Source organism: Sphingomonas gei, from assembly GCF_004792685.1.
Lineage (GTDB): Bacteria > Pseudomonadota > Alphaproteobacteria > Sphingomonadales > Sphingomonadaceae > Sphingomonas > Sphingomonas gei.
This window is the reverse complement of sequence record NZ_SRXT01000004.1, coordinates 34,288-49,412: the sequence shown is the minus strand read 5'-3', so window position 1 is coordinate 49,412 and position 15,125 is coordinate 34,288. Positions and strand designations below refer to the sequence as shown.

Annotated in this window: 8 protein-coding genes; all 8 read right to left on the bottom strand. The window is 63.5% G+C overall.

Translation table 11 applies throughout. From position 1 onward, the window contains the following. Nucleotides 1-5: 5 nt before the first annotated feature. Complete coding sequence (locus tag E5A73_RS09935; protein WP_135963690.1) at nucleotides 6-5,477, bottom strand: ATP-binding protein; 5,472 nt, start codon at nucleotides 5,475-5,477, stop codon at nucleotides 6-8. Beyond that, complete coding sequence (locus E5A73_RS09930) at nucleotides 5,474-6,985, bottom strand: hypothetical protein (protein WP_135963689.1); 1,512 nt, start codon at nucleotides 6,983-6,985, stop codon at nucleotides 5,474-5,476. The genes E5A73_RS09935 and E5A73_RS09930 overlap by 4 nt, the downstream gene beginning before the upstream one ends. Beyond that, nucleotides 6,982-9,093 (bottom strand): hypothetical protein, encoded by a 2,112-nt coding sequence (locus tag E5A73_RS09925; protein WP_135963688.1) that lies wholly within the window; start codon nucleotides 9,091-9,093, stop codon nucleotides 6,982-6,984. The genes E5A73_RS09930 and E5A73_RS09925 overlap by 4 nt, the downstream gene beginning before the upstream one ends. Before the next feature lie 8 nt (nucleotides 9,094-9,101). After that, a complete protein-coding gene (locus E5A73_RS09920; protein WP_135963687.1) occupies nucleotides 9,102-10,430 on the bottom strand; it encodes a DNA cytosine methyltransferase in 1,329 nt (442 codons plus the stop codon). Between the two features lie 249 nt (nucleotides 10,431-10,679). Then, a complete protein-coding gene (locus tag E5A73_RS09915; protein ID WP_135963686.1) occupies nucleotides 10,680-11,549 on the bottom strand; it encodes a DUF5677 domain-containing protein in 870 nt (289 codons plus the stop codon). A 289-nt stretch (nucleotides 11,550-11,838) separates the two neighbouring features. Next, complete coding sequence (locus tag E5A73_RS09910) at nucleotides 11,839-12,318, bottom strand: deoxycytidylate deaminase (protein ID WP_240700120.1); 480 nt, start codon at nucleotides 12,316-12,318, stop codon at nucleotides 11,839-11,841. Then, nucleotides 12,315-14,261, bottom strand: coding sequence for a hypothetical protein (locus tag E5A73_RS09905; RefSeq protein ID WP_135963684.1), 1,947 nt, complete (start codon nucleotides 14,259-14,261; stop codon nucleotides 12,315-12,317). The genes E5A73_RS09910 and E5A73_RS09905 overlap by 4 nt, the downstream gene beginning before the upstream one ends. 73 nt (nucleotides 14,262-14,334) lie before the next feature. Further along, nucleotides 14,335-15,108: a 5'-methylthioadenosine/S-adenosylhomocysteine nucleosidase family protein gene (locus E5A73_RS09900; RefSeq protein WP_168355894.1), complete on the bottom strand. Its 774-nt coding sequence runs from the start codon at nucleotides 15,106-15,108 to the stop codon at nucleotides 14,335-14,337. Nucleotides 15,109-15,125: the final 17 nt, after the last annotated feature.

Below are 15,125 nucleotides of genomic sequence, written 5' to 3'. Positions count from 1 at the left end.
CCCGGCTAGCCTTCCCCTGCCTCGCGACGCGCCTCCAACTCGAAGAACGGCAAGCCGCGGACTACTTCGCCCGGTACGTCGAATGACTTGTAGAGGCATTGGTGTACTTGGAGCGACTTCACCCGTTCTGCCATCTCGGCGGCGCCGCCCGTCAGCCCCAGCGCGGACAGCTCGGCCGGCGTGACGTTCGGGACCTTGTGGACGAACCAACTGAGCAGCGGCTCTCGATAGTCGGTCGCGTTCACCTTGAAGTGCCGCAGGTATTGCGACGCAAGGATAACGCCGGTCCCGAACTCCCGGCCTTGCAAGAGCAGTTTGCGCAGCACGTCGAACTCATACCGCATGATGTTGTCGGCTTCGTCGACCAGTAAATAGGAATCAACCGCGCGAAGCTGCGGGTCGCTGCCAATGAAGGACCGCTTGGGCGTACGAAGCATGTTTTCGTAGAACATGTTGAGCATGACAGCGACGAGCATGTTCTTGCTGCGATCGTCCTGGCCCAGGGCATCGAGCGAGATGACTACCACGCCATCGAGAAACTCGTCGAATGGCTGCGTGTCGCTCGTCTTGGCGGCAAAAACCTCCATGTCCACGAGGTCGTCGATGATCGCCATGGGCGAGTCCGACTTACCATCAAGCAGCTCGGCATAGGCCGCATGGACATCGTAGAGTGTCGGTTGTTGCCCAGGCAAGCATGCGTCATAGGCAGCGCGAACCGCCCGCTTGAGCTTGTCGCGCTGCACGGGTCCGATCCCGGTGTAGATCTTGTCGAGTACGTCGGCGAAGAAGCGGAACCGATCGAGCCAGGGCGCGGCGGCATCGCCGATCGCACTCGTATCGAACAGGTTGAGCGGCAGCCGGTATGGCTTCACGACGCGCGCGCCCGTCGCCTTTACGAACTCGGGACTGCTATAATCGCGCTTGTAGTCGAAGATCAGGAAGCGCGGCCGGATTCCGCGGTTGGCGGCTGACGCGTCCGAGATCTGCATAATCAGCGACTTCAGCAGCTGCGTCTTGCCCGTACCCAGATCGCCGACCACGCCCATGTTGAGCTGGTTCAACCGTGTGTCAGAAATATTTAGCTGAACCTCGCCGGGTCGGAAACTGTCCACGGTGGTGCCGATCGACAGCACGATGCCGGTCAAGACCTCGTCCGGCGTGGCCACGACCGGCATTGCGACCAGGGTTGGAACCGGCGCTAGCTCGACTGCGACCGGCTCCGCGCCTTCGTCCCCGGTGGGCGCCGATGCCGCCCCGGAAGTTGCTTCCGCATCCAGGCCTGCAGGGGGTTGCACGAGGCCCGTGGTAAACGCGCCCGCGGCCGGGAAGAGATCCCATTGCCCAACCCTGGCCCGAACACTGTCGTAGAAGGCCAGTGGGTCTCCGGCGACAACTTGGCCGGCGTCGCTGCTGCCGATCGTGATGGTCTCGTCGAAGCCGTCGTCGTCACGGTCGCGCACGCCGCTGCGAGGACTGTCATCCACGATTATCAGTCGGCCGCGCTGGTCGACCGAGACGCATGGTCGTGGATCGAGGATGGCGGACGCTATGCGCTCATGGAGCGACGCCCATTGTGCCTCCCGGCCAACGACGTCTGGATGCTGGCTATAGACCCGCATGCCAAAGCCGATGATCGAGAGCAGCAGGTGCTGGAACCCAAGGGCCCAGGCAACAGGCTGGCCGTCGTGCGGGAGCATGCCGGCAAGAAGCCGGGAAAAGGTCCGCGCTTGCTCCAGCGCGTCGTTCACCTCCGACGGCGGGAACACGGACCCGGGCCGGCACTTCACCTCGATAGGCGTGAGGTGGATTCGGACGCCTTCCGTCCCGAGCTTGACGCCCACGACCAGAAGGTCGGGACGAGAGAGGGAGGTGTCCTTCCGATCCTTGCCCAAGGATTTCGCGAGGTCGGAGAAATACCCCCGAAATGGATCGACCGGCACGATGATGCAGACGGTGACGTCCTCGCCGGTGCCATCGATGACCGGGACTAGGCTCTCGCCAATGTTCGACAGCCGAAACCGATCCTGCAGTAGTCGGACGGCCACGAACAAGCCGAGGTCGCCCGTCGCGCCGGCATTGTCGCCAGCCAGGCCCCTAATCGTGGGAATCCCGCGGCGAGCGATCTCGAGCAAGACGTCCTGGACTTGGTCTGGCTCGATGGCTGCGCATCCCGGCAGGCGGCCAAGCGCCTTTGAAAGTGCTTCGCGATCCGCCTGCTTGACCCGCGACAACAGGTAGTAGCCGTTCGTATCGCCAGCCCGATGGGAATAGGACGGCATGTCATAATCCCAGAGGTAAGCGTCCTCCAACCATCCGCCGAGGAAGCAGGCTGGATCGATCGCCGAGGACGAGACCGCGACGAAATCGGTCCGGCGCGTCTCGAGCATGTCGCGCACGGCGTTGACGTTCGGCGCGAACCGCATGCCGGTCCGACGATCGCCAAGGCTTTCCATCGTGCCAACGCAAGCGGCGACCTTGTCGGCAAGGACATCGCCGGAGGTCGACCCTGCCAGCGACTGGCGTGTCTCGCTTAGGAACGCGCCAGGGAGTTGGCGGCGGACCCGATGGCGCAGCAAACCGCCATGGCCAAGCGGCGATCGCCCCGAAACCGGCGCGGCGCTGGGCTCGGACATGTCGAGCTGTGCGATGATCCCAAGGTCGGGTCGGGCGGTCGCTGGCTGGCCATCGAACCACCGCACGCTGTTGCGGGTATCCTCCGATAGGTTGGCGATTGTCGCATCGTCCGGGCGTGAGTCGCCATCGCGGTGGTCATATATCTCGACGAAGCGTGGCCCCGCCGCCTGGCGGGGGGCGCGGCCGTCGCCGTCGCGGTATCGATCTGAGCACCAGTTAATGAGGCCCTCGTTGCAAGCATCCGTCGTGCCGCCGGCGCTTGCGACCACGACACCGACGACCGGCTTTGCCGAGAGGAGGCCCGACACATCCTCCAGCGCGCGGGCGACCTGTGCCGCGCTAAATCCAACGGAAATGCCGCCAACCGAGATGCCGAAAGCTTCGCCGAATGGGGCGATCCTCGACCGGCTGGGAAGGCGGCCAAGTCGCTCGCCGTTCCACAAGACCGACCAGTAGTCGGTGCCATTTTCCACGGCTAGGAAATCGACCTTCTCGATGCCGCCCGGCGATCGAAGCGACAGCGTCAATAGGTCGGGGACGCAGTCGGGATCGAGGACGCTCACCGCCGGGCACGGATTCCCCCCGGACTCGGCCTCTAGCAGGACGCCCTGGGCAACCGCGTGCCATGCGAGACGGAGCGGGTGGAGCGGCGACAGCATGATCGCGTCGGGTATCCGTGAGATGGTCCTGCGATCATCTTCCAGCGACGTGATGATACCCACGTCGACCCAGCATGCCACGTCGGGTTCGGCGGCGAGCCACGCTTGGTAGGCGTCGAGATACTGCTCGACGAGGGCGCGGAAATCCTCGTCGCTTACGAGCCACTTCCCGAGCTCGGCCGACTCCATCAGCCCAGTTTGGTCGCCAGTGCCGCGAATGCGCGCCGCAAGTTGCTGCCTCGCTTCCACGAAGCCAATTGGCGGCTGGAACTCGGCGGCGTCCGGGCGCGGATCCTGCAGGAAGCGCCCGGTAGAGAAGATTGGTCCGGTGCCGGTGCCCCAGACGGGCTGGACCCAAGCATCGACATAGTCGTCGGCGAGCACGATCGGGAGATATGATCTCCCGGCGGAATCCTCAGACAGCATCCAATCCTGCAGGCTCGAAGCCCGGGCGCTCCGGTTCAGTTGGACGACGGGCTTTGCCTCCGAAGGCTCGATCGCCCGGCGATTGGCGCGGATCAATCGTTCAAACTCGCTCCGACAGCCCTGCTCGACGACGTCCTCGACCGCGAGGAACACGCGGCAGGTCTCGTGCGAAACCGAGCCGTCCGCTGCTGGCCGGCTGAAGCCAATGTCCACTTGGTAGTTCGTTTCCGCTTCAACCTCGACCTGATGGAATCCCTCGCGCACGGGCCGAACGACAAGTTGTTGGATGGCATCGATGCGATCCTGGGTATCGTCGGCGGTGCCCGTTGCCCCGGCGTCCAGTTCGACTCCTGGCGATGTGAACACCAACAGTTCGTAGCGACCGCCGCCGGGCACGACCAGGCTCGTCTCGAGTTCTGGCGCTCCCTTGGCGCGACGCGTAGGCTTGCGCGGCGGGGTCAGCTTGCGGGCGAGCCGGCAGGCGACGAAAATTCCGGGCTGCCAAGTCGCGAGCGACACGATCTTGATCGCACCGGGCTTGAAGCCGTCGGCGGACGCCGCGTACCGAAGGGGCGTCTTGTGGCCGGGCGGCGCTTCATCGAGGAAGACAGCCTCCTCGTCGCCAACCCGGATTTCGCCGAGCTTGTTGCCCTTGCCGCGCTCGATAGACACCACGGTGCCCGTCGCGTCCGGGCCGACGGTCTCGAATGTGAGTGCGACATTGCCTTCCACGAGGATCGGCATGCCCTTGGCCAGCGGTACAAGCGCATTCGAGCAGCCCATTCGGATGTCGCCCTGCGCGGCGGCATCCTCGGTCAACAGTTCCGACCACTTCTCGGTGGTTAGCGCCCTCCACCAATCAGGTGCGGCTGGCATATCCAATCCGCTGTCCGGAGCATAGTAGGCGGCCGTTGCCCTTTCGAATGCCGTTGGAAGGTCGCATGTTTCGCGCAAGTGGGCGAGGAAGGCGTCGAGGTGGTGACTGTCTTCATCGCTGGCATTCTCCTGCGCACGACGGACGCCGGGACCGAACCCATCAGACATGGCATCCGCGATCTTCTCCAAGACCGCCACTTGCTCGCGGGACGATATCGAGCCGTCGCGCATCGGCGGCATCCCGCAAGCAAGGCTGACCTGCTGCGCTGGCGTGAGGCCGGCCAAGCCCGGCACCACCGAGAACAGGCGCGAGAGCACCTTCCACGCTGCGGCGCGCTGAGTTCGTTCCGGATCCATTTCATCCGCGGCAGCGGCCGCCCTGCCAACCAAGGTCCGCGCATCGTCGCGCTGCTGCTGTTCCTGGATGCCCGCCTGGCCAACGCCGACGCGTACCAATTCCTGGATGAACTCGTCCCCCCACCAATCCTCGAAGGGCACGTTGCCCCCGTTGTTGGCGGCTGCGACGCCGAACTCATCGGTCGTTGACGTCACAGAGCGCATGCTGTGCTGGCCCGGAGGGACAAGGGCCAGGAACGTCGGCTGGGAGGGTGAATTGCGCAGGTTGAGCAAATGGGTGTCGTCGCAACAGCCAGACACGCCGACCGGCGGGTTCTCCTCGCCTGGGGCCAAGCTTGGCAGCTGAAGCAGGATGGGCACCTTCGGGCCTACCTCGCCATCGACGGCCAAGAAGTCGAAGACCTTAGCCAGGATTTCCTTCTGGGGGCCGTGGAAGATCAGCCGCACTTCGCCACGCTCGCCGCCCGGGGCTTGCGAGAGCTTGTCACGAATGAGATCCGCGATGGTGGATGCCAAGCGGTTCATGCGGTTTCTTCCTGGCGGGTGGGAAAGGGCGGCACGAGCAGCATGCCGCTTTCCGCATCGGGGCTGTCGAGCACCAATCCGAGCATGCGCAGCTGATGGCCGAGGTCGTTCGTCGCGATATCCCTATAGTCGACGATCGCCCCGTATCCGGCCAGATGCTGGGACAGGCGGCGCACCGACCGTGGCCCTGTCGTGCCTGCCAAGGAGCAATGCACCAGCGCCAGCACGCTGACCGGTCCCAGGCCGACAACCCAGGGACTCGAATTGCTAGTGCCGCGCTTTCGGAGCGAGAAGCCCTGATCATAGCCGCGCAAGACCGGGTTCGCGGCCTGCCGCTGGCCGAGGACATGGCGCGCGAACTCCATGATGTTCGAGCCAATTCCCTTCTTGCACAGGAGCGTCCGAGTCTCACGTTCGGACACGTCGGCCAAGACATCGCGGACCCCGGTCGCCTCCACGGCGCCCGCCCTCGCCCGCACGCGTTCGCAAACTTCCGCGACGGCGGCCGCCGATGACAACGACGTTATCTCGACCCCGGCGGCCTGCAGCGCCCACAGCGTCGCGTTGAGGCCGAGACGGGCCTGGAGGAAGGCTGACGCGCGGTCCTTGATACCGGGAAGGGCGCGATCACCATAGGACAAGAACTGGAAGGCCTTGGGGTAAATCGCTGAGCGCGCCGCCGCCGCGTCGGCCGGACCGTTGCCGTCGAGCGCACCCCTAATGCAATCCCATGACTTGGCATGGACGTCGCACAGCCATGTGACATGCGCGACCGCAGCGAGCCTAACGATCGCCTCGAGAAGGCTTGTCCATTGCCGGCGGGTCATCGAATCCTTGGCGGAAATGATTGAGCCAAGATCACGGACGAAGCGCCGTGCTGGATAATCCAAGCCATCTCTGTCGGCCGGGTCCAGCGTCGATTGCTCACCAGGCTCAACGGCCGCCCAGGCTGGCTGCGGCGACCAAGCCTCGATCTCGGCTTGCAGGAAGCGGGCGAAGATATCGTCGTTGTCGGTCACCGAAAGGGCATCGAACAACGCTTGCCAAGTCGCGGTCGCCGTTGCCGCGTCAGGCGACCCGAGCCACACCATGCGGCGGATCAACGCGCCTGCCGGCCATGAATTGCTGCTAAGCCGCGCCGATCCTGAGAAGACCGTAGCTTGGGGTACCAGCGGCGTAACCTGCACGAACCGCTTCGAGGATTGATTCGGGAGCTTGGGGCTTTCCAGGACCGAATGGAGCAGCATATGGAAGGTGTCCGCGTCGAGCGCCGCCGCATCTGGCTTGCGCGCCCGATCGCGGTACCATTGGACTTCCTTGTCGAGGTCGCGCCCGCGCTGCGGCACGGTGCGCTCAGTTGCACCCTCCAGACCGACATGCCGGTACAATGACGACAGGATGACCTCGGAGCTTGCATATTCGGGAGCGGGCGACATCGCGAGCGCCGAATCCTGGTAGGCCGCATGGGAGGTGCGCCACGGTTCCTCCCTAAATTTTGCCAGCGTCATCGGCCCCCGCCTTCCTTGCGAATGGCGAAGCCAGACCGCCGTTGAACGACCGACGTGCCGCTAGATCCAATCCGGATACGAGCCCGGTCGAGCACGAGCTTGTCCCTAACGATCGGGCCGGAAAGACGCGCACGCGTGGTATCGAGCAGCGCGAGTACGGTTCGCGGCAGCGACGCCACCGACATTCCCTTCTCGAGTTCCTTCACCGCCTTGAAGAGGTCGTAGGTCAACGCAATTGGCTGGCCCGATCGGCCATCGCCGACCATTAGAAAGCAAATCGGGGACGCCGGCCTGCCGGCCTTCTCGGCATCAAGCGGCTGCACCGAGCGGGACGGCACGACCAGGGTGGCGCGCCGGATCATCGGCGGCAGTGGTTGGCCGAAGGTCGTCGTCAGGGAAATTTCGAAGTCCTGGTTCCGATTGAGCAGCTGTTCTACCTCCTGCGCGACATCGAACAGGTCGTCGCCGGCGGTGTCCTCAAGCACGCGCTGGAAATCTTGGAGGATCGGCGCATCGAGCACGGCGGCTGTTCGGGTCCCAAGAGCCCGCCGGACGAGGCGGCAGGCAAAGTCGCGGACGAAGCGCTGCACATTGGTGGCCGATGTTGGCCTTTTCCGGCGGACTCCCCCGACCGACAGCGCTGCGTCAAGCTTAGCCAACCGCTCGACGAGGTCGACCTCGAGCCGCGATAGCACCTGCAGCTTCCGGACGTAGTCTAAGCCCTCTAGGACCGAGCGACTGAACCTGACATCGATCTCGCGGAGCGCAAAGCGGGTATTCTTGGTCGCCTGCACTTCCGTGTCGGGGTCGGTGAGCGCGGGGTCGAGCAGCTCGGCGACGCCTTCGAGTGCGCTGCCGATCATCGCGGGCAGGTATGCCGTCCGGCGGGACGACAGGAACCACTGCAAGCCCATCGCAGTATTGTCGTCGTCCAGCTCGAGTTCCTTGATCTCGCGCAGGAGCGCGGGACCAGCGTCGCGCTCCCAGCGGTGGAAGAGCGCATGCTGGTATTGCGCCGCGACCAATTGGAAGATGGCCGTCGATTGCTCCTTTGACGGCTTGCCGCCCCGGCGCGCTATCTCGTCGAGCCCAACGAGCTTCCCTGCCCATTCACAAGGTTCGAGGCCGGCTTCGCGGGGCGATACGCGGTGGCCGGCAAGTAGGTAAGATGCCAGCGAAAATAGGTCGCGAAAACTCCAGCGCTTCCCGCTTGCCACCTCGAACCATCGAAGGATTTGTAGGAGCGACGTTTCCTCGCGTTCGCGTGCCAGCCGCTCGCGACTACCGCAAAACGGACAGGAGGCGCCACCGGCGCACGACCCTGGTGCGGGCCATTTCTTGTCGTCGAGCGCGGTGCGCAACAGGCTCCGCGCTGGTTCCTCGCCACCTGCCAGAGGTGGGAGGAGCAACGATTCCGCATCCATGGGCCACACAGCCACGTCGGAGTAGCCGGCGAGCGGCCAGCAAGATGGAGCGTCTGGGGCCAGGCTAACCGCGCGCGTCACGGCTTCGAGCAGGCGGCGAGAACCTTCTCGGTCGTTGTCGATCGCCTCGATTAGCGCATCATCGAGCACGCCGCGGTTCACGCAACACAAATAGGCCTCGCCTGGATCGGCTGCCTGCGCGGCGTCGAGTTCCTCGAGCAGGAGCTGCGCGGCTTGTTTGCCTGCCGCGCCAACGACAGCGGAGGCATCCTGAACGATCGACAAGCCAAGTTGGCGCGACCCGATCCCGAGACCCGTCGTATCGACGCGGACGAGGCGCGGAACCGCCGTACCCTCTGGCGGGAAGAAGGATTTCCTGAGCTCCGCCGCAAGCTTGCCATCGGCGCCCAACGCCGCGTCGAGCCAGCCCACCGTGGATTCGATCGCCTCGGTCTTGCCATTTCCTGGCCCGCCAACCAGCATCAAAATGCGCGGGACGCTACCTGGCCCGGACGCGATCGATCCAGCCCAGGCTTCCAGACGATGCAACAGGTTCGTCTCGAACACCGCTTGGCCTGGCCGGCCGCTGCCTGCATCGAATAGGCGGCGAACGCCGCCCGACCGATTGCCGGCCCAATTCAAGAGTTGCGCCGGAAACGGCGCCACTACGGCTTCCCCCGTCATAATCCCCCCTAGGCCGTCGCGACGGCCGGTAGTTCCGCTGCGCCGTCGCCGAACAACGATTTCGTTAGGGCGACTTCCTCAAGGAGCTTGCGCACCGCGATGCCGATCGCGCGCGCAAGGTAGGGCGGCACGGCGTTGCCAACCTGCGTATAGCGCGGGCACTCCTTCGTGCGCCGGTCGCCACCGGTCGTGAACTTCCCCTTGAAGGCGAACCAATCCGGGAACGACTGAAGGCGAGCGCTCTCGCGAACGGTCAAGATGCGCGGCTCGCAATAATGGAGGATGTCGTCCGGTAAGGTGGTGACTGTCGGGGCGGGTTCGCCGCTGTCCATCGGATAGATCCGGTGCTTCTTGAGGCCGTAGGTCTTGCGGCTTTCGTCATTCATGCGGACGCCCTTGCGACATTCCACGAGGATGCGGGCGAACCGTTCCCTCACGTCGTCGCGGTGCCGGGCGAGGCGCATGCTATCCATGCTGCCATCGTGCCCGGCTTGCATTAGCCGCTGGTAGGTCGTTGTCGGTGCGCTGTATTTTACCTCGCGGAAGCCGCGGGTCGATTCCGGGTCGGTGCAGTCGATCATCTCACGGCCAGCGGTCTCCAGGTCTGATAACGCACTGGAGGCGCTGACCGCCTCGGGAAGGCCAAGCTCCTTGAGCTGCGCAAGCCGCGCTTCCTCGAGCAGCACGAACATCCGCGCGATCCCGCCATCCAGCCATTCGCAAAGGTCCTTCCGGATGCCGACGGCGATCAGGCGCGAGCGACGCTGGGGTACGCCGAACCGGGATGAATCTACCAGCATGGCCTCCATCTTGTACCCAGCCAGGTCGAGGCTATCGACGAGCTTGTCATAGAAGGACTTCGGCTTCTCGACCTGCTCGCCGGGAACCGGGAGATCCACGACGTTTCGACGCGCATGGGCGACGCGCATCCCCGGCACGTTCTCCAAGATGAGGGCCTGTGGCTGGAGTGCAGCGACGACCTCCACGTATTTCTCGAACAACAGGTTGCGAGGGTCTCCTTCGACGCGCCGCCCGGCAAAACTGAAGCCCTGGCACGGCGGTCCACCGGCCAGCACGTCGATCGTGCCCCGCAGCCCGACCAAGTCATCCTTGTGCTGCGCGAGGAGAAGTTCGATGTCCCAAGCCTGCTTCGCAAGCCAGGCCGGCCAATCAAAGGCGACCGTGGACAGTGGGCTTTCGACGAAGTTGGCCGAAAAAGTCTCGAAGGCCATCGGATCGCGCTCGACCGCGAACTTACCCTTCAATCCTGCCAGCGACAGCCCAAGTGAAAGGCCCCCGCACCCTGCAAATAAATCGGCGAAACTATAGGACTTCATCGGCCACTAAATACCTCGTTGGCTTGCAGGCTATCCGGCGAGGCTAGCTTCAAGTTCCCATCATTCTGGCCAAGGAAAATAGTGGCCCCGGCCAGGGCTCGGCCGGCGATGTTGTCTCGACCTACCGAGGCCCGCCCCAAGCATAGCGAGCTCGCGACGATCCTACCATCGCGAAGAGGCGACCCGATCTCGCGGTCGCTCAGATCGAAAATCCGTCGATTCCGGCCGGCCGAAAGGAGGGAAATGACTTTACTCACCGACATCGGCGCTGGGGTACTCGACGTCCATCCAGGTCGCATGGGCAACGTGGAATTTCTCGTTGATGGCCCTGATCGTCGACCGGGCTTCCGCAAGTGGGGCTGCGTCGACCCCCACGAAGCGATACCCAACACCTAGACGGAGATAGAGGAACATCAGGATATCGGAGATCAGCCGGCCCTCATGGGCAACGTGGATAGTTTCGCGCCGCTCGGGGGATCGTCGGTCCCGATCAAGCGGAATCGATGCGCCCACCATGTCCATGTGGTGGATATGGCTCGCCATGGAATAGCTTTGTGCCATGCCGCCGAGGTTGCGAAAAAGTGGATCGCCAGATCGCGACAGCTCGCCGACGAGGCCAGTGAAGCCCCACCGATTCTCAAGCTCCCGACGATGAACTCGATCATAAGTCGCGCTAAGCTCGGCGAGTTCATCATCAGCCAACAATCGATCTCGTATCGGGCGCCATTGCGGGTGGTCCGGGTCCGTGACAGCGTCGAGCAGTTCAACGCACTTCCGATGGTCCTTCATCAATGCGACGCTGAACAAGTCGTGGGCAAATTCGGAATGCCGATCATCGAAGGTCGTTGGGCTCTGCAACATGTAGGCGAATTTGAGCGAACCCTCGAGCACGGATCGCGCCAGGATATCCGCGTCCCACAGCTGACCATAGGCGCAAAGTAGAAGCGCACTCTCCGAGGCGCGTGCGGTTGCCGACAGAAGAAAGCCGATCGTTTGGCGCTCCCCTGGCTGCCAAGGATGGGTTGCAACGGGAGCCATCAACGGGAGCAACTTGCGCGCCGACATCAAGCCTTCTTCCGCCCATTCCCTTTGGGCCGAGATCATGTCCTCGGTGTACAAGTTTACCTCCGCTTTGAAACGCAGCCGACTTCCCTGAATAGACCCGCAGAAACGTCAGATCGTTCCTTGTTTGTTCCGAACGTTAGGTCAAGTCAAGCAGGCGCGTGGTCCGTCATCGAGTGAGTTGCGCCGCCAAAAGGGCGAACAGCGCCACCAGCGCCAGCGCTTGTTGGAACAAGCGGTAACATGTCGATCAAAGGCAGCATCCTGGGTCGCCCAGACCGTCTCGTCGATTGCGCTTCACCGCTGCATTAGGTCGAGCCCGGCCGGGGCTCGAATACGAACAGGGCTATCTGCGTGCTGCCAAGTCTCGGTAGTCGTATAGCGTGACTTCAATTCCGCTTTCACGGAGCATGCTGGAGGCAAACTCGAATTCCGATCCCCACCGCTCGTCGGCATGATCAGGCTTAAGTCCGACGAGCCGTACTACTCCCGCCTGAACGATGGCACGCGCGCAATCTATACAGGGGAACCAGTTCACGTAGGCTGTGCACCCTTCAAGCACGATGCCGAGTCTGGCGGCGTTGTAGATGGCGTTGCGTTCCGCGTGTTCCGTCCAGGAATATTTTGCTGGTCGCTCGTGCCGTTCCGATATGTCGTCGTCGATCCCGCGAACGAAACCGTTGTAGCCCGATGCGCGCAATAGTCGATCCGGGCCGACGATGACGCACCCAGTCCCGGCGGACCGGTCCTTGCTCCACGTACCAAACATCTTGGCTAGCTCAAGGAACCTCCGGTCCCAGCGTTCCTGGTGGTCGATCTCGCTCACGCGGCGAGCCTGTCGTGTTGCCGCAAGTCCGACGAGAGCTTGGACCATGCCTCCATCTCGACCGGATCGGTGGCAACGTCCGCCCGGGCATAGAACAGCCGCGAAATCTCCATCGACCAATTTTCAGGAGCGCATCCCTTCGAGAGAAACACCGCGTTCTTGAGCTCCGCCATGACGCGCGGCGATTGCGCAATCTCGTCGAGAAGCGGCCGTAGATCCTCGACGAGCCTGGTAGCGAATTCCGGCGAATGCGAGCCAAGCTCAACAAGCGACCTCATCGAGCCATATCGAACATTCTCGTCCTCGTCCTTGATGACCCGGTCGAGCAGGGCTTCTCGAAAGCAGTCCATGGTCGCGCTTCCCATGACATGGCACGCCCGCCACCGGATGACCGGCCGGCCATTGTAAGCAATGTGAACGAGTCGATCACACTGGTCCGCCGTGAACGACAACCGCTTAAGCACGTTTGCCGCCGTCCAGCCGATGATCGAGTCGTCTTCCTCGACTGCGTCGATCGTGGCGTCGCCCGCGGCCTGTCCGCTGGGTAACGTGAACAGGGTCTTCCAAGTGGCGAACAGCTCGGAATGCTCAGGTTCCCCTGCAACGATTCCGATCAGCGCCTCTCGGTTGGCTGCGCCCCTCATCGCGACTGCCGCGCCGTCCGTGAACAGCTCGAGGGCATCCAGCGCCTTGCGCGCGGAACGGTAATGCCGGTCGAATTTCTTCTCGGCTAGCATCGCGAGGATGATCGTGCGCAAGGAGCGCGAAATGTTCGCCGGGGCGATTTCCTCGACTTCCGCGAGCGCGTACCCGGCCGCATAAGGATTCCAGTCATACACCGCGCGCAGGAACTCGTCCTTCGCTTCCGCCTGAAGCTCCTCCAGCGCAAATGCGACGGCGTCGAACGAATTGCCCCGGAAGGTCAACGCGTCCAACGAGCTGTGCCGATGCTCGAAATCCCACAGCTGGGGCTCTGACGCGAGATACCTGGCTGCAAGATAGTCGTGCACCCAGTGATGGTTGAATGCGACCCGTCCGTCAGGCAGGCGAACGAGCACGCCGCTCTGGCGGAGCGTATCCGCAACGCCAGGGCCCTGCTCGCCGGGGAACTTCCCGGGATCGAAGGAACGGGATTCGTCGTCCCGGTAGGCTGCGAATGCACCTTCGGCGGCCACGTCCATGCCCGCGGCGTCCAGCTTGCCGTGGCTCTCGACGAAGTCCCGGATCGTGGCGAGCGGGGAATTCTTCAAGGCGCCCTTCATGGCCTTGTCGACGAAGTACGGGCTGTCGAGCAACCGCTGGGCGCCGGCCGACAGCGCATCAACGTCGAGATGCTTCCTGGCCTCGTTGATGTCGACGTCCAACGGCATGGCGAAGAACCAGCGTTCGTCCCCGTTCGTGCGGCGGCGCACCAAGCGGTCGGAAACGATCACCGAGCAGTTGATGATCAGGGAAGCGATCTGGTCGCACGCGGACAGGATATCGTCAGCGGTCGACCCCGGTGTCTCATTGAGGCCATCAATAACTAGCAGCTTTTCCTGCCGGGCCGGCAGGAAGTCGAGGTCCGCGACATCCCTTTCGCCGGCGCCAAACCGTCGCAGTAGGAAATCGATCGCGTCACGGGCGCCGTCGCGGCGGGCGTTCCAGCCCTCGCTCGCATCGTGGTCCCATCGCGACAAATCGACCAGCACCACGGTCGCCCCGGCGGCCGCGCCGTCCACGACGAGCCGACGCATCAACGTACTCTTCCCGGACCCGCCGCGGCCGGAAAGCAGGATGCGGCCTCGCTGCTTGGCAAGCGACAGGAGGCCTTGATGGGTGAGCGGATCGCCGTGCTCGCCACGCAGTAGCGCGGAATAATCGGCGCACAGCGCAACCGACAGCGAGATCTGCTCGCCCAGCGCATCCAGGTACTCGTTCGCAATTCCAACGTCGGCGCTCATGCTGCCACCTTCAGTCGATGGGAAGGCGATCGGGCTTCGCCCGATGTTCCCATTTCGTTCTCGATATAAGACTTCATTTGCATATGGCAACGATCTCGTCTGCCACGCTAAGGGAGAAGGCGGCAGCCGTCGCTGCAGCGTAGTCGCGCCATTGCTTGCGCTGGTCGTTGTTTCCCGCCGCGTTGACGAGGTCGGAAATGCCCCGGACGACGAGGTAGTTCAGGTTGTAGTGCCGGGCACTCCTGGCGTTGTAGACGCCCCGCGCAAGGCCATAGGATTCCATGTCGACGGCCAGCGCTTTGTCGAATTCGTCGAGGATCATCCGCTGGTATTCATTTTCGCCGTCGCCAAGGATCTTGTCCCCGGCGATCAAATTGCCTTCGAAGACTTGTGGCTTGCCCTCGACCGGCCGCTCCATACCAATCCGAGCGAGCCACTTTTCCTGGTGCTTGACCCGCTGGAATATCGTCTCGCGCAAGTATAGCGACGGGTGGTCAAGCGCCATCTTGCGAATGACGTCCTTGCCTTCCGCCATCTTGCGCATCTCGTACCAGTCCACGTGGTCGGCGACCACGACGTCGCCGAGGCCGACGCCCTCGCGCCCGACGCCGCCCGCGATCCCCGACAAGATGATGAATTCAGGACGAAATTGCTCGGCAATGGTGCGAACGAGGTCGCCGCACGGCCCGTTGCTGCGATCCACGGTCCTCGCGAGGATCATGTCATAGACGCCGGGTGCTACCTCGTTTCGGCGGAGATAAGGACTGTCGCCCGCCAATTCGTTGAAATCGCCCCGCGCGCGAACGGCAACGTACTCTTCCTCGACGATGGTAATGATCGCGACCAACGCGTTTCCGCCCCTGC